19 protein-coding genes are annotated in these 20,209 nt (G+C 58.6%); 3 read left to right on the plus strand and 16 right to left on the minus strand.

Features of this window, described 5'->3' with window-relative positions:
* Position 1: 1 nt before the first annotated feature.
* The 16 genes from lpxA to ACYJRZ_RS11105 form a co-directional block, all read right to left on the minus strand.
* Positions 2-817, minus strand: coding sequence for an acyl-ACP--UDP-N-acetylglucosamine O-acyltransferase (gene lpxA / locus ACYJRZ_RS11030; protein WP_459458932.1), 816 nt, complete (start codon positions 815-817; stop codon positions 2-4).
* The gene (gene fabZ / locus ACYJRZ_RS11035; protein WP_069612095.1) at positions 814-1,287 is read right to left on the minus strand and encodes a 3-hydroxyacyl-ACP dehydratase FabZ; all 474 of its coding nucleotides are present in this window, start codon (positions 1,285-1,287) and stop codon (positions 814-816) included. Before fabZ ends, lpxA begins: the two co-directional genes overlap by 4 nt.
* Positions 1,280-2,347 (minus strand): UDP-3-O-(3-hydroxymyristoyl)glucosamine N-acyltransferase, encoded by a 1,068-nt coding sequence (gene lpxD / locus ACYJRZ_RS11040; protein WP_459458935.1) that lies wholly within the window; start codon positions 2,345-2,347, stop codon positions 1,280-1,282. The genes fabZ and lpxD overlap by 8 nt, the downstream gene beginning before the upstream one ends.
* Before the next feature lie 51 nt (positions 2,348-2,398).
* Complete coding sequence (bamA, locus tag ACYJRZ_RS11045) at positions 2,399-4,732, minus strand: outer membrane protein assembly factor BamA (RefSeq protein ID WP_459458937.1); 2,334 nt, start codon at positions 4,730-4,732, stop codon at positions 2,399-2,401.
* Between the two features lie 196 nt (positions 4,733-4,928).
* Complete coding sequence (gene rseP, locus ACYJRZ_RS11050) at positions 4,929-6,602, minus strand: RIP metalloprotease RseP (protein ID WP_459458939.1); 1,674 nt, start codon at positions 6,600-6,602, stop codon at positions 4,929-4,931.
* Positions 6,603-6,728: 126 nt separating this feature from the next.
* Entirely contained in the window at positions 6,729-7,562 is an 834-nt protein-coding gene (locus ACYJRZ_RS11055) for a phosphatidate cytidylyltransferase (RefSeq protein ID WP_459458941.1), read from the minus strand.
* On the minus strand, positions 7,562-8,308 hold the full coding sequence (locus tag ACYJRZ_RS11060; protein WP_459458943.1) for an isoprenyl transferase: 747 nt from the start codon (positions 8,306-8,308) through the stop codon (positions 7,562-7,564). Before ACYJRZ_RS11060 ends, ACYJRZ_RS11055 begins: the two co-directional genes overlap by 1 nt.
* Positions 8,309-8,417: 109 nt before the next feature.
* Entirely contained in the window at positions 8,418-8,978 is a 561-nt protein-coding gene (frr, locus tag ACYJRZ_RS11065; protein ID WP_095434804.1) for a ribosome recycling factor, read from the minus strand.
* A 56-nt stretch (positions 8,979-9,034) separates the two neighbouring features.
* Positions 9,035-9,754, minus strand: a complete 720-nt coding sequence (pyrH, locus tag ACYJRZ_RS11070) for a UMP kinase (RefSeq protein WP_069612088.1) — start codon at positions 9,752-9,754, stop codon at positions 9,035-9,037.
* Between the two features lie 237 nt (positions 9,755-9,991).
* Positions 9,992-10,918, minus strand: a complete 927-nt coding sequence (gene tsf, locus ACYJRZ_RS11075; RefSeq protein ID WP_459458946.1) for a translation elongation factor Ts — start codon at positions 10,916-10,918, stop codon at positions 9,992-9,994.
* Between the two features lie 272 nt (positions 10,919-11,190).
* Positions 11,191-11,958: a 30S ribosomal protein S2 gene (gene rpsB, locus ACYJRZ_RS11080; protein ID WP_459458948.1), complete on the minus strand. Its 768-nt coding sequence runs from the start codon at positions 11,956-11,958 to the stop codon at positions 11,191-11,193.
* 187 nt (positions 11,959-12,145) lie between these two features.
* Entirely contained in the window at positions 12,146-13,252 is a 1,107-nt protein-coding gene (locus ACYJRZ_RS11085) for a hypothetical protein (protein WP_459458950.1), read from the minus strand.
* Entirely contained in the window at positions 13,252-13,869 is a 618-nt protein-coding gene (locus ACYJRZ_RS11090; protein ID WP_459458952.1) for a 5-bromo-4-chloroindolyl phosphate hydrolysis family protein, read from the minus strand. Before ACYJRZ_RS11090 ends, ACYJRZ_RS11085 begins: the two co-directional genes overlap by 1 nt.
* Positions 13,870-13,876: 7 nt before the next feature.
* Complete coding sequence (locus ACYJRZ_RS11095) at positions 13,877-15,451, minus strand: substrate-binding domain-containing protein (protein ID WP_459458954.1); 1,575 nt, start codon at positions 15,449-15,451, stop codon at positions 13,877-13,879.
* Between the two features lie 4 nt (positions 15,452-15,455).
* Positions 15,456-16,535: a toxic anion resistance protein gene (locus ACYJRZ_RS11100; protein ID WP_459458956.1), complete on the minus strand. Its 1,080-nt coding sequence runs from the start codon at positions 16,533-16,535 to the stop codon at positions 15,456-15,458.
* Between the two features lie 203 nt (positions 16,536-16,738).
* Positions 16,739-17,566 carry a cell envelope integrity EipB family protein gene (locus ACYJRZ_RS11105; protein ID WP_459458958.1) on the minus strand — a complete coding sequence of 276 codons (828 nt, stop codon included), beginning with the start codon at positions 17,564-17,566 and terminating at the stop codon, positions 16,739-16,741.
* A gap of 135 nt (positions 17,567-17,701) precedes the next feature.
* On the opposite strand from ACYJRZ_RS11105, the gene ACYJRZ_RS11110 reads away from it, so the two are divergent.
* From ACYJRZ_RS11110 to ACYJRZ_RS11120, 3 genes are all read left to right on the plus strand, one after another.
* A complete protein-coding gene (locus ACYJRZ_RS11110) occupies positions 17,702-18,169 on the plus strand; it encodes a RidA family protein (RefSeq protein WP_459458960.1) in 468 nt (155 codons plus the stop codon).
* The gene (locus ACYJRZ_RS11115; protein ID WP_459458962.1) at positions 18,169-18,888 is read left to right on the plus strand and encodes a glycerophosphodiester phosphodiesterase; all 720 of its coding nucleotides are present in this window, start codon (positions 18,169-18,171) and stop codon (positions 18,886-18,888) included. The genes ACYJRZ_RS11110 and ACYJRZ_RS11115 overlap by 1 nt, the downstream gene beginning before the upstream one ends.
* Before the next feature lie 123 nt (positions 18,889-19,011).
* Entirely contained in the window at positions 19,012-20,199 is a 1,188-nt protein-coding gene (locus ACYJRZ_RS11120; protein WP_459458964.1) for a GNAT family N-acetyltransferase, read from the plus strand.
* Positions 20,200-20,209: the final 10 nt, after the last annotated feature.

Consider the following 20,209-nt stretch of genomic DNA (forward strand, 5'->3'; position numbering starts at 1 on the left):
CTCAGCTCTTGCCGCGATTCGGCGATGAGAGCGCGCGGTCGCTATCGGCAGCAATGAAATCGAGAATTTCCATCACTTCCTTGCAATCGGCATATTCCTCGCGGATAGCCGCTGCATTGTCGCGGATGGATCCCTCACCTTCGAAGATGCTCTTGTAGGCGCGGCGAACGCGGTGGATGACGGCACGATCAATCCCTGCGCGGCTCATCCCGACGACATTCAATCCTGACAACACGCCTGGATTGCCGTTCAACATGCCATAGGGAATGACATCGTAACTGGCGGCCGTAAGGCCCCCGATGAAGGCTTGCCTGCCGATGCGGGTGAACTGGTGCACGGCGCAGCCGCCGCCAAGAATGGCGCGATCCTCGATAGTCACGTGCCCGGCCAGCATGACGTTATTCGACATGATGACATTGTTGCCGACGCGGCAATCATGTGCGACGTGCGAATTGGCAAGGAACAGGTTGTTGTTGCCGACGATCGTCCTGCCGCCGTAGTCGGCCGTACCGGTATTGATCGTTACGCCTTCGCGGATCGTGCAATTTTCTCCCACATCAAGCGTCGTCTCTTCACCGTGATGATGAACGCTCTGCGGATCGCCGCCCACAACGGCCATCGGAAAGATCTTCGTTCCTTTACCGATCGTCGTGCGGCCAGTCACGACTGCGTTATTGAGCAACTGAATATCGTCATGCAGAACAACCTTGGGACCGACATAGCAGAACGGGCCGACAACAACATTCTCGCCGACGACCGCGCCGTCTTCGACAACCGCCAGCTTATGAATGCGGGCGCTCTTTGCGATGCTGCTCATGCCTGTTCCTGATCCTTCCGTACGATCATAGCACCGATATCGGCCTCGGCGACCAAAGAGCCGTCCACCTTGGCATCGCAATGGAACTTCCAGATGGTTCCACGCTGCTTCTGCTTGACGACGTGGAATTCAACACGGTCGCCCGGGACAACCGGCCTGCGGAAGCGGGCGTTATCGATCGTCATGAAGTAGACGAGGTTGCCGCCGATGCCATCTTTGCGGGCGCAGATCGCGCCGGCCGTCTGCGCCATACCCTCGATGAGCAACACGCCCGGCATGATCGGCGATTCCGGGAAATGTCCGGTGAATTGCGGCTCGTTCGCCGTCACATTCTTGATGCCGATCGCGGAATTATCGCTATCGATCTCGATGATCTTGTCGACCATCAAGAAGGGATAGCGATGCGGCAAAAGCTTCATAATTTCAATGATGTCAGCCGACGACAGCGACGTCTTGGCTTCCTCAGTCATGCTCCGCACTCCCGTCTTTCTTGTCTCTGGCTCCTGACCGCTTCGCGATCTCCGCCGATTCCCTTAGAAAATCCCAAAGCGGCCGCGCCGGAAGGCCCGCATAGCGCTCGCCCGCAGGGATGCTGTTCATCACGCCGCTCTTGGCCCCGATCTGCACGCCGTCGCCGATGTGGATATGCCCGTTGAGGCCCGCCTGCCCGCCGATCTGCACGCCATCACCGATCACTGTGCTGCCGGCAATACCGACCTGGCTGACGATAGCACAGTGGCGACCGATGCGGACGTTATGTCCGATCTGGACCTGGTTGTCGATCTTCGTGCCTTCGCCGATCACCGTATCATCCATGGTGCCGCGATCGATCGTCGTGTTTGCGCCGATCTCGACATTGTCTTGGATGATGACCCGACCAATCTGCACGATCTTGAGCATGCCACGCGGTCCCGGCGCATAGCCAAAACCGTCCTGACCGATGCGCGTGCCATTGTGGATGATGACGCCATTGCCGAGATAGGCGCAGAGCACGCTCGCCCCCCCGCCAATGCTGCAATTGCGGCCGATTTTAACGCCTGGCCCGATGAGAGCATTGGGACCGATATAGGTCCCCTCGCCGATCTCTACACCCGGGCCGATGATCGCACCCGGCTCGATGCCGACATTCGCCTCTAACTTCGCAGTGGCATCGATCGTCGCGGCGGGCGAAATCGCAGCCGGATTCGCGGTGAACACGACCGGCCGCATGGCTTGCGGATGCAGCAACGCACCAGCAATGGCGAAATCCGTATGCGGCTTCTTCGACAGAAGTACCGGGATATGATCGGGGACGAAAGATTTCAGCGCCGGAAGGCAAATGATCGCCGAAGCCTTGCAGGTCTCCAGCTCAGCGCGATTCTTTCGGGATAGGATATAGCAAACGTCACCTTCGCCTGCCCGGTAGACGGGAGCGATAGATCTGATGACGACCTCCGAGGAGGCCGTATCAGCCAGTTCCGCCCCAAGATGCTCAGCCAGTTGTTTCAAGCTGACGCCACCATGGGGCGGGAAAAAACCAGTATGTTCCATAAGCACCAGCTCCAGAACGGTGTTCAAGCCCGCAGTTCTGGACTGCCGATATCAGAACTGGTTGGCGATGCCAAACCGGAAATTCTCAGTCTTGTCGTAATCTTCCTTCAAGACCGGCACCGCATAATCAACGCGGATGACACCGAACGGCGACGACCAGATCAGACCGGCACCGAGCGATGCGCGGATCGAGCTGTCGTTGTGAAGCGTATCGCCGAAGAGATTCGCCTTGTTGCCGTAGAGCGTGCCCGCGTCGGCAAAGGCTGCGATACGCAGACCGATATCTTGGGGAACACCCGGCATCGGCATGCTCGCTTCAGCCGAAGCGGTGAAGTAGGTCGTGCCCCCGAGCGGATCGCCATGCGACGAACGCGGACCGATACCTGCATTCTCGAAGCCGCGGATTTCACGGCCACCGAGCGTGAACTGATCGAAGACGTTCAGCTTGCCATTCGTCGGCATCACGTAGCCGGCGCCGACCGTCAACGAGCCGATGATATCGGCTTCATCGCTGATCATCTGGTAGTAACGAGCCTTACCACTCAGCTTGTAGAAGTCGGAATCGCCGCCAAGACCCGCAAATTCATGCGTGAACTTCGCGATGATACCCTCGCGCGGAAGGTTTTGATCGTCCAGCGTGTTGTAGGTGAAGGTCTGCGAAACCGTCGACTGTACCCACGGGCCGTTCTCGACAAGGTTGAGATACGGAGCCGAAAGATTGTTCTGCCAATCGTTCGTGCCGTCGTATGTCAGACGCTTGTAGTTGTAGCGCAGGGTCGTCGCCAGGTTCTCGGTGATCGGCGCGGTGACACGCAGCGAGAAGCCCTCTTCCGAATAGTCGTAATAATCGTCGCTCGATGTCTGGTTCTTGAAGATATCGAAACCGGCAGCCAAACGATAACCGAGGAAATAAGGCTCGGTGAACGAGATGTTGTAGGTGCGATTACCTTCCGTACCGGCACCTGCGGCGAGGCGGATGTACTGGCCGCGACCGAGGAAGTTCTTTTCTTCGACCGAAGCTTCGAGAAGCAGACCGCCGTTGTTGCCGACGGCATAACCTGCACCGATACCGAAGGAGCCGGTCGGCTGATCTTCGACATTGACGATGACGACGACGCGGTCCGGAGCACTACCCTGAGCCGTCGAGATATCGACCTTGGTGAAGTAGCCGAGCGCATCGAGGCGACGCTTGGCGCGCGTGATCATTTCCTGGTTGAAGGCATCGCCCTCGTTCAGGTCGAACTCGCGACGGATGACGTAATCGCGCGTACGAGTGTTGCCGCGGATTTCGATACGCTCGACATAGGCGCGCTCGCCCTGATCGACCAGATATTCGATGCCGATCGTATGACCGGACAGATCACGGTTGCCGCGCGGTGTGATCCTAGCAAACGGATAGCCGGCAGAAGCGACACGCTTGGAAATGTTCTCGATCGACGTCTGGATATCCTTGGCGCTATAGACATCGCCCTTGCGGGTGATGACAAGGCCCTTCAGTTCGTCGGCGTTGATGCCGTCGACGGTCGAGATGACGTTGATGTCGCCATAGGTATACCGCGGACCTTCATCAACGTTGAAGTTTAGCGTGTACTCGTTGCTCTGCTCATTCAGCGTCGCATCGGCACTGACGACCCGGAAGTCGGCATAACCGTGGTTGTAGTAGAACTGGCGCAGCTGATCCTGGTCGCCCTGCAGGCGCTCGGGGCTGTAGACGTCCTTACGGGTAAGGAACGACAGGAAGTTGCTCTTCTTCGTGCTGATGACCGAAGCAAGACGACCGCCGCTATAAGCCTGATTACCCGAGAAATTGATCTTGTCGATCTTCGTACGCTCGCCCTCGTTGATGACGAAGGCCACATTCAGACGGCCTGGCGCGACCTCGGCGGTCTGCGTCGTCACTTGCACATCGTTACGGCCGATGGAGGCATAGGCGTCCTTGATAGTCTTGACGTCAGCCTGAACCGTCGCCTCGTTATACGGGCCGGCAGCGTGCGTCTGGACGATACCCTGAAGCTTGTCGTCCTTGATCTTGCGGTTGCCATTGAAGACCACAGCGTTGATGAGCTTGTTTTCGCTGACCGATACAACCAGCGTACTGCCCGAAACGGTAATGTGGACATCGGAGAAATATCCAGTGGCATAGAGCTGCTTCACCGAAGCATCAATGTCGCTGGCGGAGAAGCTCTTCCCGGGCTTGATCGTGATATTATCCCGGACGGCCGTCTCGCCGACGCGCCCTGCACCGCGAACGTCAACCCGCTGAATAACAGCTGCTTCAGCGACAGAAGCAGAGGCAAGGGTGATCACACCAGCGCCCGACGCAACAACACCTGCAGACAGCGCTACCGCCGACACTGCGTTCAAAAATTTTGAACCAGCCTTCATTTCACTTCTTACCTTTTTTCAATCGTCCCCAGCCTCGAGCGAACTCGATTCCGGCCACGTGTGTCGTTTTACCCGCTTTTGACATACAAGCAAGGGAGCACGTTAATTTCTGTTTACTTCATTTCAAAGCGTGGCTCATTCGCCACTACGGCTTTGAAACATCGTAAATAAATCGTAATTTCCTCTCGTCGCCCCACTAGCCTATTCTGGAACTAATATCGTTCCAGGTCGCAAACACCATGAGTGAGAGCACCATCGCAAATCCAATCCGAAAAGCGATATCCTGCGCTCGTGCACCCAGAGGTTTTCCCCTTACAGCTTCAATCGCATAGAACATCAGATGGCCGCCATCAAGTACCGGGACGGGCATCAAATTTAATAACCCTATTGAAACAGAAAGTATGGCGGCGAATTGGAGCACCGCAGCAAGGCCCAGGGTTGCCATCTGCCCGGAGAGTTGCGCAACCCGGATCGGGCCACCGAGCTGATCGGCCTTCATATATCCGCCGATGACGTTGCCGAGATATTCGAAAGTGCCGGAAACGATACTGCCGGTCTGTTTCACCCCTTCGGAAAGCGCCTGCAGCGGCCCATAAGCCTCGTAGCGCAGCTTGATCGGCTTCTGTCCGTCGCCGATCCCGATCGTGGCAATCTCCGTCCGAGCGCCAAAGACATCGACCTCCTCAGACTTTTTCGGTGTCAAGGTCACGTCGCGTGTCTGGCCATTGCGTTCCACCGACAGCGTAATGGGCTTGTCAGCATGAGCTGCCGCATAACGCTGCACCTCGCCGATTGAGCCGATCGCTCGTCCATCCACAGAAAGAATGCGATCACCGAGCTCCAAGTCTGCCGCCTGAGCCGGACTGTCAGCACCGATCGACGCGATCAACGGATCGATCGGCGCGATGCCGATGCTGCCCACATCCTTCTTGTTGCCGGATGCATCCGTATCCGCCAATGTCTCGGTCGTGATCGTGAAATCGCGGGTCACGCCATTGCGCTGAGTGGTCAGCACGATGCTCTTGCCAGGGTGCTCAGCGATGTAGCGGCCGATTTCGTAATAGGTGGCAGCATTATTGCCATCGACCGCAATGAGGCGGTCACCCACCTGCACGCCGGCCTTTGCCGCCGGCCCGGCTTGCTCCACCGCAGTCACAAGCGGATCGACGAGAGCAATGCCGATACGGCCCATTTCCATCTTGTTGCCGAACTGATCTGTGTCCTCAACCAGTTTCGGAACGATTCGGAAATCGCGGTTCTGGCCATCGCGATCGACGGTCAGCACAATGGTGCGGCCGGGACGCAGACCCACATAGCGCTGCACTTCATCGAAGGTCGTCACCTTGTTGCCATCGACGGCAATCAGGCGGTCGCCTGGTTCGATGCCGGCCTCCGCGGCGGCGCCGTCACGCGTCACCATGGCAACGACGGGATCGGCGACCGTGCGGCCGTAAATGCTGAAAAGAACAGCGAAAATCGCAATGGCGAGCAGGAAATTGGCGATCGGACCTGCCGCAACGGTCGCAGCCCGCTTCCAGAGCTTGGCGCCGGCGAAGGATTGGGCACGCTCCTCCTCCGTCATGGCCGAGAGCTGATCCACATCGGTCTTGCTGGAGGCATCCTCATCACCGAAGAATCGCACGTAACCGCCCAGCGGAATGAGGGAGAGCTTCCAGCGCGTGCCGTGCCTGTCTGTAAATCCGGCGATCTCCGGCCCGAAACCGATCGAAAAAGCCATGATGCGGATGCCGGACCAGCGGCCTACCAGATAATGGCCCATTTCGTGCACGAAGACGAGCAACGACAACACAAAAACAAATGTGATGACGTTGTTCGTCAAGAAACCGATGAAGCCAGCCGCGCTACCCATGCAACGATCCTGTTCGTGTTAGAGCAGTTCGGCTTTTACGGAAGTTCCGAGCCGCTCCATCTTTCTGTTTTCTCGCAATTCCAAATGGAAAACCGCTGCGCACTTTTCCTGGGAACTGCTCTGGTATCAGACCCCGAGCAGAACGCCGCCCAACGAAATGGTCTCGCCGCTCATTGTCAGCGACATTACGATAGACAACAAAAACGCCGCAAAACAAGCAAAAATTAGTCCATCAACCCTATCCATGACACCGCCATGCCCCGGAATCATATGGCTGGAATCTTTCACGCCAAAATGACGCTTGATGAAAGACTCGAATAGATCGCCGATCTGACTGCAAACAGACAGCATCAGGGCGAGCGCAGGAATCCATAAACCATCCGCGAGGAAATAGTGCCAAACGATCGCCGTTCCGACGATCACAGCGGCAATCGCTCCGCCGATCGCCCCCGACCACGTCTTGCCCGGCGATATGCGAGGCGCGAGTTTCGGGCCGCCGATCGCGCGTCCGACGAAGTAAGCGAAGATATCGGTTGCCCAGACGGTAGCGAAGATGAACAGCATCAGCACGAATCCGCGCAGACCGTCGTCACGAATCTCTGCAAGAGCAATCACGGTCAATCCGGAATAGAATATTCCTGCGGGAAGCCACCAGCTCTTCTGCCGCGCGGCGACCATGATCGCCGTGGTGACCACGAACGCAGCCAGAACCTCCAGGGAATAAACCGAAACGTCCATCACCGTTGCACCGGCGATCAAGACGAGCCCAAGCCAGCCGAGCGCGTTGCCCTGAGGATCGCGGCCGTGCAGATCCGATATCGTCGACCATTCATAATAGACGAGGAGACCGATCACAGCGGCCAACAGGCGAAAACCTGTGCCGCCATACCAGGTGGCTGCAAGAACAATGGCGGCGAGAATGATGCCGGAAACAATGCGCAGCCTGAGTTCGCGGCTCATCAGGACCCCACGGCCGCCGCCTGCTTGGCGGAAAGACCGCCAAAACGCCGGTCGCGCGCAGCATATTTCTCCAACGCCGAGAAGAAGAGCTCGCGGCTGAAATCGGGCCAGTAGTCCGGCACGAACATGAACTCCGAATATGCGGCCTGCCAAAGCAGGAAATTCGAGAGCCGCTCTTCGCCGCTCGTGCGAATGATGAGATCCGGATCGGGGATACCGGCCGTGTCGAGACGCGCATCGACCAGGTCCGGAGTGATGTCCTGCGGGCGCAGCCTTCCGGCTTCGACATCCTTGGCAAGACTTACGAAAGCACGCGTGATTTCGTCACGCGAGCCATAGTTGAAGGCAATGACCAGCGTCAGGGCCGTGTTGTTCCTGGTGGTTTCCTCCGCCTCGAGCAGCAAGGGCAGGATATCACCACGCAAACCCGTGCGGTCGCCGATGACGCGGATGCGCACGTTCTGGCGGTGAAGTTCGGCCAGGTCCCGACGGATGAAGGCCTTGAGGAGGCCGAGAAGATCACTCACCTCCGCCTCGGGCCGGCGCCAATTCTCCGAAGAGAAGGCAAACAGCGTCAGATATTTTATACCGATGTCGCCCGCCGCCCTCACCGTCTCCCGAACAGCCTCCACTCCCTTGCGGTGGCCCATGGTACGCGGCAGGCCGCGCGCATTGGCCCAGCGACCGTTGCCATCCATGATGATGGCAACGTGTTCAGGTACGGCAGACAACGTGGGAGCTGACATATGGATCCGGTTTCGTTCAGCGGAAAGATGCTCTGGCCTCGTAATCTAGGGCGCAGTCGCGGCTTTCAATATTGCAAAAATCGAAAGCCCGTCGTTCCCCAGCGTACGATCAGACGTGCATGATTTCCTTTTCCTTGTCCGCTAGCAAGCGGTCGATTTCCGAAATCGTCTCATCCGTCATTTTCTGCACACGTTCGGAGAGCGAACGGCTCTCGTCCTGACCGATTACGCCGTCCTTTTCGGCCTTTTTGAGGCCATCCATGCCATCGCGGCGCACGTGGCGAATCGCGACCTTCGCCTTTTCGGCATATTCGTGAGCAACCTTCACCAGCGAGCGGCGGCGCTCTTCATTGAGCTCCGGCAGCGGGATGCGCAGATTTTGGCCATCGACGATGGGGTTGAGGCCGAGATTGGATTCGCGGATGGCGCGCTCGACGGCGCTGACCATCGACTTGTCCCATACCGAGACGGTCAGCATGCGCGGTTCCGGCACTGTGATATTGGCGACTTGGTTCAGCGGCATGCGCGAACCGTAGGCTTCGATCGTGACCGGATCGAGGATGTTGGCCGATGCGCGCCCGGTGCGCAGCGAGGCGATATCGCTCTTGAATGCCGCAATGGCGCCATCCATACGGCGCTTCAGTTCCTTGAGATCGCTGGCTTCACTCATGTCTATGCTCCCCTGTAATGAGGCGACACCGGGGCTGACCCGGCGTCACAGGAATGTCAGTTGTCTGATACGATGGTCTTGCGGCCGCCGCCGGTCAAGATTTCCGCAAAGCCGCCTTTCTCATGAATGGAGAAGACGACGATCGGAATTGAATTTTCGCGTGCAAGCGCCACGGCGGCGACATCCATGACCGCCAGCCCCTTCTCGAGCACCTGACTATGGGTCAGATGGTCGAAGCGCTCGGCATCGGGGAACTTCTTTGGATCGGCGGAATAGATGCCATCGACCTGAGTGCCCTTGAAGATGGCTTCGGCGCCCATTTCGGCGGCACGCAGCGCCGCGGCAGAATCGGTCGTGAAGAAGGGATTGCCAGTGCCTCCGGCAAAGATGACCACGCGGCCGAGCGAGAGATGATACAGCGTGGCGCGCTGCGAGAAGCTTTCGCAGATTTCCGGCATGGAGATGGCCGAAAGCACGACAGTATCGATATTGAGCTTGCGCAGCGACGTTGCCAGCGCCAGAGCATTAATAACGGTGCCGAGCATGCCCATATGGTCGCCGGTCACGCGGTCGCCGCCCTTGGAGGCCACGGCTACCCCGCGGAAGATATTGCCGCCGCCGACCACGACGCCAACTTCGACACCCATGGCGCGCGCCTGCGCGATATCACCGGCAATCCGGTCCGCGACGGTGACATCGATACCGAAACCCTGACTTCCCATCAGAGCTTCACCGGAGGCCTTGAGCAACACGCGCTTGTAGATCGGCTGGGACATCGTAGCTCCTTGAAGTGATCACCGGGGAATGATTGTGAAAGCCGGATACACGAAGGGCACCGCGTTGTCACGCGATGCCCATACGTTTTCCCTGATATGGTTTCATCAAACCGGGATATGTCTCTTTTCGACCGTGCTTTTCCGCACTTCTTCAAGTTGCGGAAAAGCCCTATCGTTTTGTTTCCTTGCGCATTCCGAACGGAAAACCGCTACGCACTTTTCCTGGAAATGCTCAGATCAGCCCTTGGCGACAGCTGCAACTTCTGCGGCGAAGTCGCTTTCTTCCTTCTCTACGCCTTCGCCCAGCAGCAGGCGGGCCATGCCGGTGATTTCGATCGGAGCGCCGGCGGTCTTTTCAGCTTCCTTGAGCGCAGCACCGACCGTCAGGTCCGGATTGATGACGAAAGCCTGCGAGAGAAGAGCAACTTCCTCGAAGAACTTGCGCATGCGGCCCTCAACCATTTTTTCGATGATGGCTTCCGGCTTGCCGGATTCGCGGGACTGCTCAATGAACACATTGCGTTCGCGCTCGGCAACGGCGGCATCGACTTCTTCGGCGCGGATAGCCAACGGGTTGGTGGCAGCAATGTGCATAGCAATCTGGCGGCCAATCGACGTCAGAACGGCCTTGTCACCGACCGACTTCAGGGCGACCAGAACGCCGAGCTTGCCGATACCGTCGCCGGCAGCGTTATGGATGTAGGTCGCTACGACGCCGTGCTCGACCTCCAGCTTGGCCGCACGACGGAGCGTCATGTTCTCGCCGATGGTGGCGATCGCGTCCTTGATGGCGTCGGCGACAGGCTTGCCGGATGCGGGATAGGCCGCAGCCGAAATGGCTTCGACCGTGCCGTCGGTGGACAGCGCAACTTCAGCGATGCCGCGAGCGAGGTCCTGGAAGGCATCGTTACGGGCAACGAAGTCGGTTTCGGAGTTGAGTTCGACGACAACGGCCTTGTGACCGGCGCCGGCAATGGCGATCAGGCCTTCGGCGGCGGTGCGGCCGGACTTCTTGTCGGCCTTGGAGATGCCCTTGGCGCGCAGCCAGTCGATCGCGGCTTCGATATCGCCGTTCGTCTCGGTCAGCGCCTTCTTGCAGTCCATCATGCCTGCGCCAGACTTTTCGCGCAGTTCCTTCACCAGTGCAGCCGTAATCTCGGTCATAAGCTTCCTCTTGTCGGTTCATACGGTGCGGCAAAAGGCGTTAAGCCGAAGCGGCACCGATTTGAGGGACGAAATGTACCCGTAAGTATGACAGCGTTATGAAGCCGCGTCATACTGTGGAATTCTTGATTGGAACATGCCTGGATTTACCGCCCAGGCAAAGCGTTATGCAAAACGCAATAAGGCCGCTCGAACTTGTTGAAGTCGCAACGGCCTTATCCCGGATGTCATTGCGCTTAGGCGGACAGTTTATTGTCCGCCTGTTGGCGCGATCAGGCTTCGGTGCCGTCCGCCAGGGTCGGCTCGATCGGAGCTTCTTCGGAAGCGCCGAGATCACGGCCCGATGCGCTCTGCTGCCGAGCGATACCGTCGATAGCAGCGCGCGAGATCAGGTCGCAGTAAAGAGCGATAGCGCGGGAAGCGTCGTCGTTGCCCGGGATCGGATAGTCGATCAGGTCCGGATCGCAGTTCGAGTCGATGATGGCGACGACCGGGATACCGAGGCGCTTGGCTTCGTCGATCGCGATCTTTTCCTTGTTGGTGTCGATGATGAACATCAGGTCCGGCGTGCCGCCCATGTCCTTGATACCGCCGAGGGCCTTGTCGAGCTTTTCGCGCTCGCGCTCGAGGTTCAGACGCTCCTTCTTGGTGAAGCCCTGGGCTTCGCCGGAGAGGATTTCGTCGAGCTTGCGCAGACGCTGGATCGAGTTGGAGATCGTCTTCCAGTTGGTCATCATGCCGCCGAGCCAGCGGGCGTTGACGTAGTACTGAGCCGAGCGCTTTGCGCTGTCGGCGATCAGTTCCGACGCCTGACGCTTGGTGCCGACGAACAGAACGCGACCACCACGGGCAACGGTGTCGCTGACAACCTGCAGGGCGCGGCTCAGCATCGGAACCGTCTGAGCGAGGTCGATGATGTGGATGTTGTTACGATCGCCGAAAATATACGGCTTCATCTTCGGGTTCCAGCGGTGCGTCTGGTGGCCGAAGTGAACACCTGCTTCGAGAAGCTGGCGCATAGAAAAATCGGGCAATGCCATGCCTTTGTATCCTTTTCCGGTTGAACCTCCGCAAGGCGAACAGCATCCTCTTCGAGAATGCCACCGGGCGGAAAAATCCGGATTTCTCCCGGACAATCCCATGCCTTACGTGTGGAATGGGGTGCCCTTACATTCGATTCGCTTGGAACGCAAGGCTTTTGCGTCAAAAAATAATCGTAGCCCACCCTCAGGCAGCCAACTTATCGAGCAACGACAGCATGACATTGGCGTCCGGCATCGGCAATACGGCATCGATTTCGGCCGGCAACAGACCGGCAATCGCGCTGTCGGCATCACCCGTCACGGTGCCGAGCGGGCCGCGGAAGCCGTGTTTGGTCCAGGCGAGCTCCTGCAGTCGCGGAGTAGTAAGAGCCTCGATCATGCGATCGACCTGTTCGTCGATGGCAATCAGCGGATGCGAGGAATAGACTGTCGGATGAGGATAGAGCACAACGGGCTTGGCGCTGTTGCTCTCCTGAATCCTCTTCCAGCGCTGCGGATCGGCAATGATCCATTCCACCAGCTGGTTCTCGTAGCCGACGATCATCGGCTCGCCGCCAATGCCGCCAGCGAGATACTGTTCGAACAGCTTGCCCGACGACGACGACTTGAAACCCATGTTACGGAAGATCGCCTGCACCTTGTCGCCGAACTGCGCGAGACCGTCAGCGCTCGCCACATTGCCGCTCAGGAGGCTCAGCACCAGACCGGAGAACATGAAACCGGAGTTGGAGCGGTTCGGATCCGTCGACACGATCCTGGCCTGGCCATAGAGCGAATTGACACCGAGCTTCGACCAGTTCGTGCCGACGAGTATCGCGTCGAGCAGTGCCTTGAGATCAAGTTGGTGCTGCCCTTCCGGCGTCCTGGTGACGAGCCCCGCCTTGGTCAACCCATCGACCACAGGCTGCCAGGAATAAACGACGACGGGCGTGTTGAGAATAACGCGGTCATTGTGGATCTTGATGCCGTTCTGCCGGGCGATATCGACCATGATCGACGAGGAGGGCCAGAGGAAGGCCGGATTTTGCGACTGAAGCGCTTGCTCGCGCACCATCTCGACAGAGCCGGCAACACGGCTATTGATCTCGAGGCCATGGCTGTGCAGTGCCGATACCACGTCGGCATCGGCGAGGAATGCTTCCTTCTCACCGCCGATGAAGCCGAAGAGCTTGGTGCTGTTGCCGAGCAGCCCCTGCAGCTCCGGCCGGTCCTTGACTGCGAAATAGCCTCCGGTCCCTGCGACACCGGCGGCAAGAAGCCCTACTCCAAAAGCGCGGCGGGAAATGGCCATCAGCGTCCTATGTCCTCCTTGAGCGAGGCCTGGATGAGGCGCAGCTCAGTATCAAGCGTATCCAGCCTGTCTTCGACCAGGCTATCCGAATAGTGGACAAAAGCCTCTTCCAGTTTGGTCAGAACGAGACCGACCTCCTGAAGGCGCGCAGCATCCGGCTGGCGCTTCGCCTGGATGACGGCAAACCCCTCCGCCACATCTGCCGCCCGCGGCAAATAATAGCTGAGGAACCGCCGGACCGTGCCTGCGCTTTCCGGATTGGCCTCGACCTTGGCGAAAACGTCGGCTGCGATCTCCGCCAGATGCCGAACCCGTTTTGCCACATCCTTGCTGCCGATCTGCTTTGCCGATGCCTCGAGCCTCTCGGCGGCGGGTGCCGCCGTGCTTAATAGATCACGGGCAAACTCCATACGCCCCCTGCCAATCGCCTTGGCATCCAGTCCCTCGAACATGCGCTTGGGTGCAAGGGCGAAGATCAGGCCGACAAAAACGAAGAAGCCGATGATCGCGGCGATCCATATCGGCATGCCGGCAAAGAAGCTGAGCACGGGAACGACGATCGCGGCAGCAAGCCCTGCCACGATCCAATTCCAGTCATTATCGAACCAATTGCGCATTATCGTCCTAGTTATAACCACGGACCGCCCGGAATGCGCTGACCAGATCACCACGGCCGTCGAAGACGCGCGCCGAGGTCTCCTGCGCGAGGGCATCGAGCTGCCGCTTGTCCGCATCCCCGAAAGTGATTCCGAACACGGGCACATGCGGGCTTACCGACGCCCATCGACTCATGAAAATACCGTTAGCATCATCGGATTTGCCATCCGTCATGATGACGATTGCTGGCAGGTAGGATGACAGCTCCTGCGTCGACTTCATCCAATCGAGCGCCTTGCTCGCACAGGCATACATATCAGTACCTCCACCCGCATGTTGACGTGAGACCCTTTCGACCAACATCTTTTGCTGATCGGGCCTCCCGGTCGCCTCGATAGTGGTGCGCACATTGGCGTCAAAGGGAATGACGATGATGCGATCGGCTGGCGTCCATTGCGCCAGGACCTTGCCTGTTTCATCCGGGTTGAACAGGAATTGCATGGCCGCCTGGAGCTGTTCCTCGCCCGTGCCCGCCATCGAGCCCGAAAAATCGAGGCAGAGAGCCGTCAGCGAAGGCTTGCGCAATGCGACCTGATAGAGGTCAAGCGCCTGGCGTATCATGGCGGGCTCCGGCATGCGTATGGCCGTCACGATCCGGGTCGGATCAAAATTCCATATCGGGTCCGGCTTGGCAGCGATATCGGAGAGTGGAATGCGGCGGCCCGTATCGGCGATACGCTTCTGCACCGGCGCGGAGCGCAAATAGTCGACGAGCTGGTTGAAGAAGGTCTCTACCTCCTGCCCTCGCCCGTGATCGACAAAGCCGATAGGCGAATCGGCGACGACGACGCCATCGGCTGGGTAGATGGCATAGAGCGGCTCCTTGCCCATGCCGGCAAGCTTGTCATTGGTTTCCTTCAGAATCGCTTCGTAATTCCACATGGCGTCGTAAAGCACACCCTTGCCGGCGGAGTCCGTATAGAGATCCGCAAGCCAGCCCGACGAGCCCGACGAACGCTCCACACCGCCAAGCAGCGCCCGGACTGCGCTCTGGACATCCGGCTTGTCGAGATCGCCCGGCTCTATAACCGGCTTGTTGCCGAGCGCACTCGACAGCATGGCGAGATAGGCGCTGGCGCCGGAATTGGATTGCGTAGCCGACGTCATGAGAAATTTCAGCGAGCCACTTTTCACTGCCGCCAGTATGTCCTTCATATAGACCGGCTTGCCGACCCAGCCGAGCGCCTCGGCCTTGGATTTGCGCACGCCGAGAACGACCGGCATCTGCGCGACCGATGTCAGCGACTTCACGCGACGTTTGGTGTCGAACATATCGACCCAGACACCCGACGCCGGCCAAACGGCATCCTGCTCGACACCCTGCTCGCTCTGCAGCGCCAGGCCGATATCCAGCGTACCCTCATAAGTGAAGCTGCAGGCCGCCTTCTTCTCCTTGCAGAACTCTTCGACGATCGGCTGTAGGACGGTGTTTTCAGAGCCGGAAATGATCGAGAATTTAGAGACGTACCCTCCGACATTGCAACTGCTCAATAGGAGTGTGCCTGCCAGCGTCAGCGCGGTAGCAAAAGTGCGGACTGCCATGAGTTCACCGCGCCTCGATCATCGCCTTCTTGAGCTCAATGGTCATTTTCTGCATCTGCTGCTCGGCCTCGGCCCGCTTGGCGCGGCCGTCCTCCTGCACCTTCAGGACGCCACTGATCGTGTCGATCAGATCGCGGTTAGCGGCAGCAAGCGTGTCGATGTCGACGATACCGCGCTGCGATTGCTGTTCTATGGCAATCGCCTGGTCCTTCATCATTTTCGATGCCTGACGGATCATGTCGTTGGTGGCGTCGGTGACGGTCTTCTGCAGTTCAAGCGCCGATTTCTGCTGGGTCAAGCCCAAAAGGATCACCATCTTCTGCTTCCAGGCCGGCACGGTCAGCGCCGACGTCGCTTGCAGGTTCTCTATCAGAGTTTCGTCACCGGCCTGAACGATACGGATCTGCGGCAATTGCTGAATGCCGAGTTGGCGCGCCTGCTGCAGGTAGAAGACCCGCTTTTCCAACCGGTCGAGAGCCTGGAGGCTGTCCTGATAGACCTGCGCTTCCAGCATGCCGCCGCCGGGATTGGCCGAAGCCGCATCAGCGGCACTTTTCAGCCGGGGAAGCTCCGTCGCGCGGAAGCGCTCGGCAAACGTCTTTCCAGCCTGCACATATGCGTCGAGCTGTACGATGGATTGCTTGGTCTCCTCATGCAGGTCATCGAGGAGAGCGATATCGCGGCGCAGAATGTCTTTGTGGCGATCAAGCTCCAGTCCGATGCGGTTGATCTGGCCAGCCACGTCCTCGAACTGCTCCTTGAAACGCTCCAGCTTAGCTCTGAACGAAGAAAACATCCGCGACAGGAAACCTTCGTCCTTCAGCGAGGCCGGATCGAGCTTCTTCGACTTGACGATGATATCGGTCAACAGCTTGCCAACTTCGCCGAGATCGCGGTTGCGGACCTCGCGCAGTATACGGTCGGAATAGTCGGAAACGGCTTGCTGAGCGCGGTCGCCATAAACGGAGATGCCGGCGCGGTCGGTCAGATCGATGCCCTCTCCTATGCGGGCAATTTCTGCCGGATCGGCCGCAGCGACCAGCAGGGTGTTGGCGGAACCGGTGGAGATATCGGTATTGCTCATAGGTCGTGCTTTCTCGTCCATAGACTCGGGAACCGACCGCAAAAATTGCCAATCGCCCCCAAGACGATGCCCCCGCGCGCCCCACCACAATTCAAGATCGGCACAGAGAGAAGCTAAGCTTACCTCTGCGTGCCGATCGTTCCACACAATAATGAAACTTGGATCACAGTTTTATGACAGGGATCTTGCACGCCGAGGGAGAATTATTGGCACGCCTTCGTACCGAGAACTTCAAGCTTGGTGAGCTTGCCGGTCAGCACGAAGTCGCCGTAATCCATAGTGAGGTCGCGCGTGATGCCGTTCTCGTAGAGTTTAAACGACATGCGGTAGACGGGCGTGGCGTCGCCAGTAGATCTTTCATTGAAATAAGCCACGGTCACCGGCCAAAAAGGTGTCTTGGAGAATGCCCCAGCCTTGTCAGCATCTGGATCATCCGTCGCTGGCGTCTGTTCCTTGCCGACGACAGTGGTCGCGATCAGCGGCTTGTCGCCATCGTCGGAACCGTCGAAAACCTGCGCCTCGAAAAAGTTCTTGCCGAGCTTCGCATTGTGGATGATGTCGAGCATGTGCTCCGTCGGGAAGCGGCTCTCGATGATCTGGACTTGCTTGTTCTGCGGCTGCGTGAGATCGACTTTGATGCCCTTCTGGTCGTCACTTGCGGCGCCGCGCACATCCTTGTCGAGCTGGTTGTCGGTGTAGGATTTGGTTTCGAAGCGGAACAGGCGCTTATCAAGATCCTCGAAGGTCGTCGTCTGCTGGTCGCTGACGCGAGTGGAATCACCGGTGTCGATCTTCGTTACGAAGCGGAAATTGGTGGTGAATCCGGTGCAATCGGAGCCTTCGAACTCATAGACCATGCGGCCGACCATGCCGGAAATGCCGGAGCGATCGGAAGCATCCTTCAGTTCGAGATCATAAACGGCGCGATGTGCGATCAGCCCGCTCGGACCGGCCGCATAGGCTGCAGAAGCCCCCAGGGACAGGATGCTCAGGCCTGAAACGACGGTAGCAGCAAGACTCGATCGGAACATTCATTATCTCCTGTTGGACTCGCACGCGATGTTATAAGAACGCTTTCGGCTGAAACGAGGCTGCCGATCCTAAGTGACCGAATTTAGTCTTGATGCCGGATTTTTGAAGTTTTTACAACAAAACGGGAGATGAAAATGTCCGACGCTATCGAGGGCCGCCTGAAGGAACTCGGCATCGTTCTGCCGCAGGCCGCGGCACCGGCCGCCAATTACGTTCCCTATGTCATCAGCGGCAATCTTCTCTATCTGTCGGGCCAATTGCCGATGGAAAACGGCAAGATCGGCGTTACGGGCCATCTCGGCAAGGATGTGGATGTCGCCGGCGGCCAGCGCGCGGCCGAGCTGTGCGCCATCAACATTCTCGCCCAGGCGAAAGCTGCCCTCGGCGGCGATCTCGGCCGGATCAAGCGGCTGATCAAGCTGAACGGCTTCGTCGCCTCGACGCCCGATTTCGTCGAACAACACCTTGTGATCAACGGCGCATCCAATCTTCTGGCGAATATATTGGGCGAAGCCGGCAAGCATGCCCGCGCCGCCGTCGGCATGGCCGCCCTGCCGCTCAATGCCGCCGTTGAAATCGATGCCATTCTGGAAATTGCATAATGAGCGAGCTTGCCTGGCTGACCGAGCGTCCTGTCGCTCACCGCGGCTATCATGACATGAACAAGGAAGTCTGGGAGAATACGCTCTCTGCCTTCAGCCGCGCCATCGCGGCGGGCTTTGCCATCGAATGCGACCTGCACTACGCCTCCGACGGCGTTCCGGTGGTCTTTCATGACGACGACCTCCAGCGCGTCTGCAATCTGCCGGGCGAAGTGCGCGAGCGCACCTCGGCCGAGCTTGGCCTGCTTTCGGTCGGTGGCACCAAGGACAAGATCCCGACGCTGAAGCAGCTCCTGCGGCTCTGCGACGGCAAAGTGCCACTCGTGCTGGAGCTGAAAGGGCGCGAAGGCGATGACGATGGCTTTGCCGAATCTGTGCTCGAAGTGCTCGAGGGCTACAAGGGGCATGTAGCACTGATGAGTTTCGACCATTGGCTGCTCAAGGACCTCAAGGCGCTGGAAGCGTCCCACCCTGTGGGACTGACGGCAGAAGGAAACAAGCCTGAGACGTTTTTTCAGCATGACGAAGCAATGCATCTTGGGCTAGACTTTATCTCGTACTTCTATGGCCACCTGCCGAACCCCTTTGTTACGGCGCAACGCCAGCGCGGTATTCCAGTCATCACCTGGACCGTGCGCGACGAAGCGGCCCGCAAACATACATTTGCCAATGCAGACCAGATGACCTTCGAAGGTTTTGATCCGCGCCTGGCCTCGTAAATCGGCATCGATTGAAGAAGAGGCTTTGCGCATACCCAAACTGCCGCTGCGCTGACAGTGCGCCCTTCGGGCGGATGGCGCGGCGGTGAGAGCCCCTTCTTTCCTTCCAAGCGCAAGAGTTTGATGACAGACGAATTATCCATTCGAGTCGAACGATCCTTCAAGAATATCGCCCCGGAGAGCTGGTCGAAGCTGGCCGGAGCGTCCAGAACCAGCAGCATCCTGCCCTACAATCCCTTCGTCTCGCACGCCTTCCTCTCATCGCTCGAGGAGTCCGGCTCCGCGACCGACAAGACCGGCTGGCTCGGTAACCATCTGCTGCTTGAAACCGAAAGCGGCGAATTGCTCGGTGCCGTCGCCGGCTACCTCAAGAGCCATAGTCAGGGCGAATATGTCTTCGACCATGGATGGGCCGATGCCTTCGAGCGTGCCGGCGGCCGCTATTATCCGAAACTGCAGTGCTCCATTCCCTTCACGCCAGCCACCGGGCCGCGGCTGCTAGTTGCCGAAGGACAGGACCGAGGCGTGCTGCAGCCGGCGCTCGCCGAAAGCCTGAAAGAAGTCACCCGGCAGCTCAGCGTTTCCTCAGCGCACATCACCTTCCTGCCGGAAGATGAGGTTTCAGTTTTCGAAACCGACGGTTATCTGCATCGCACCGACCAGCAGTTCCACTTCATCAACGAGGGCTATGCCGATCACGACGCCTTCCTGGAGACGCTAGCATCGCGCAAACGCAAGGCGCTGAAGAAGGAACGGCGCGCGGCGGTCGAGCATGACATCACCATCGACTGGCTGACCGGCAGCGACCTGACGGAAGGAATATGGGACCAGTTCTTCGCCTTCTATATGGATACCGGCAGCCGCAAATGGGGCCGCCCCTATCTCACCCGAAAATTCTATTCGCTGATCGGCGAGCGCATGCCCGACGACATTCTGCTCGTCATGGCGAAACGCCAAGGCCGTTACATCGCCGGCGCGATCAACTTCATCGGCGGCGAAACGCTTTACGGCCGCCATTGGGGCTGCATCGAGGATCACCCCTTCCTGCATTTCGAGGTCTGCTATCACCAAGCAATCGATTTCGCACTGAGCAAAGGACTGAAGCGCGTGGAAGCCGGGGCGCAGGGCGAGCACAAGCTGGCGCGCGGCTATCTTCCCGTCATCACGCATTCCGCGCACTATATCGGCCATCAGGGCCTGCGGCGCGCCGTTGCCGATTATCTGAAGCATGAACGGGAGCAGGTGGAGGAGATGAGCGAAATTCTCACCGAGCACAGCCCCTTCCGCAAGGGTGGGCGACAGGATATCTAACCGTTCGGCG

It is taken from the genome of Rhizobium sp. No.120, from assembly GCF_054558365.1.

What these genes read in the sequence shown, in the direction of transcription:
- lpxA (WP_459458932.1), bottom strand. Translation starts at nt 817, where the DNA reads ATGAGCAGCATCGCAAAGAGCGCCCGCATTCATAAGCTGGCGGTTGTC.
- fabZ (WP_069612095.1), bottom strand. Translation starts at nt 1,287, where the DNA reads ATGACTGAGGAAGCCAAGACGTCGCTGTCGTCGGCTGACATCATTGAA.
- lpxD (WP_459458935.1), bottom strand. Translation starts at nt 2,347, where the DNA reads ATGGAACATACTGGTTTTTTCCCGCCCCATGGTGGCGTCAGCTTGAAA.
- bamA (WP_459458937.1), bottom strand. Translation starts at nt 4,732, where the DNA reads ATGAAGGCTGGTTCAAAATTTTTGAACGCAGTGTCGGCGGTAGCGCTG.
- rseP (WP_459458939.1), bottom strand. Translation starts at nt 6,602, where the DNA reads ATGGGTAGCGCGGCTGGCTTCATCGGTTTCTTGACGAACAACGTCATC.
- ACYJRZ_RS11055 (WP_459458941.1), bottom strand. Translation starts at nt 7,562, where the DNA reads ATGAGCCGCGAACTCAGGCTGCGCATTGTTTCCGGCATCATTCTCGCC.
- ACYJRZ_RS11060 (WP_459458943.1), bottom strand. Translation starts at nt 8,308, where the DNA reads ATGTCAGCTCCCACGTTGTCTGCCGTACCTGAACACGTTGCCATCATC.
- frr (WP_095434804.1), bottom strand. Translation starts at nt 8,978, where the DNA reads ATGAGTGAAGCCAGCGATCTCAAGGAACTGAAGCGCCGTATGGATGGC.
- pyrH (WP_069612088.1), bottom strand. Translation starts at nt 9,754, where the DNA reads ATGTCCCAGCCGATCTACAAGCGCGTGTTGCTCAAGGCCTCCGGTGAA.
- tsf (WP_459458946.1), bottom strand. Translation starts at nt 10,918, where the DNA reads ATGACCGAGATTACGGCTGCACTGGTGAAGGAACTGCGCGAAAAGTCT.
- rpsB (WP_459458948.1), bottom strand. Translation starts at nt 11,958, where the DNA reads ATGGCATTGCCCGATTTTTCTATGCGCCAGCTTCTCGAAGCAGGTGTT.
- ACYJRZ_RS11085 (WP_459458950.1), bottom strand. Translation starts at nt 13,252, where the DNA reads ATGGCCATTTCCCGCCGCGCTTTTGGAGTAGGGCTTCTTGCCGCCGGT.
- ACYJRZ_RS11090 (WP_459458952.1), bottom strand. Translation starts at nt 13,869, where the DNA reads ATGCGCAATTGGTTCGATAATGACTGGAATTGGATCGTGGCAGGGCTT.
- ACYJRZ_RS11095 (WP_459458954.1), bottom strand. Translation starts at nt 15,451, where the DNA reads ATGGCAGTCCGCACTTTTGCTACCGCGCTGACGCTGGCAGGCACACTC.
- ACYJRZ_RS11100 (WP_459458956.1), bottom strand. Translation starts at nt 16,535, where the DNA reads ATGAGCAATACCGATATCTCCACCGGTTCCGCCAACACCCTGCTGGTC.
- ACYJRZ_RS11105 (WP_459458958.1), bottom strand. Translation starts at nt 17,566, where the DNA reads ATGTTCCGATCGAGTCTTGCTGCTACCGTCGTTTCAGGCCTGAGCATC.
- ACYJRZ_RS11110 (WP_459458960.1), top strand. Translation starts at nt 17,702, where the DNA reads ATGTCCGACGCTATCGAGGGCCGCCTGAAGGAACTCGGCATCGTTCTG.
- ACYJRZ_RS11115 (WP_459458962.1), top strand. Translation starts at nt 18,169, where the DNA reads ATGAGCGAGCTTGCCTGGCTGACCGAGCGTCCTGTCGCTCACCGCGGC.
- ACYJRZ_RS11120 (WP_459458964.1), top strand. Translation starts at nt 19,012, where the DNA reads ATGACAGACGAATTATCCATTCGAGTCGAACGATCCTTCAAGAATATC.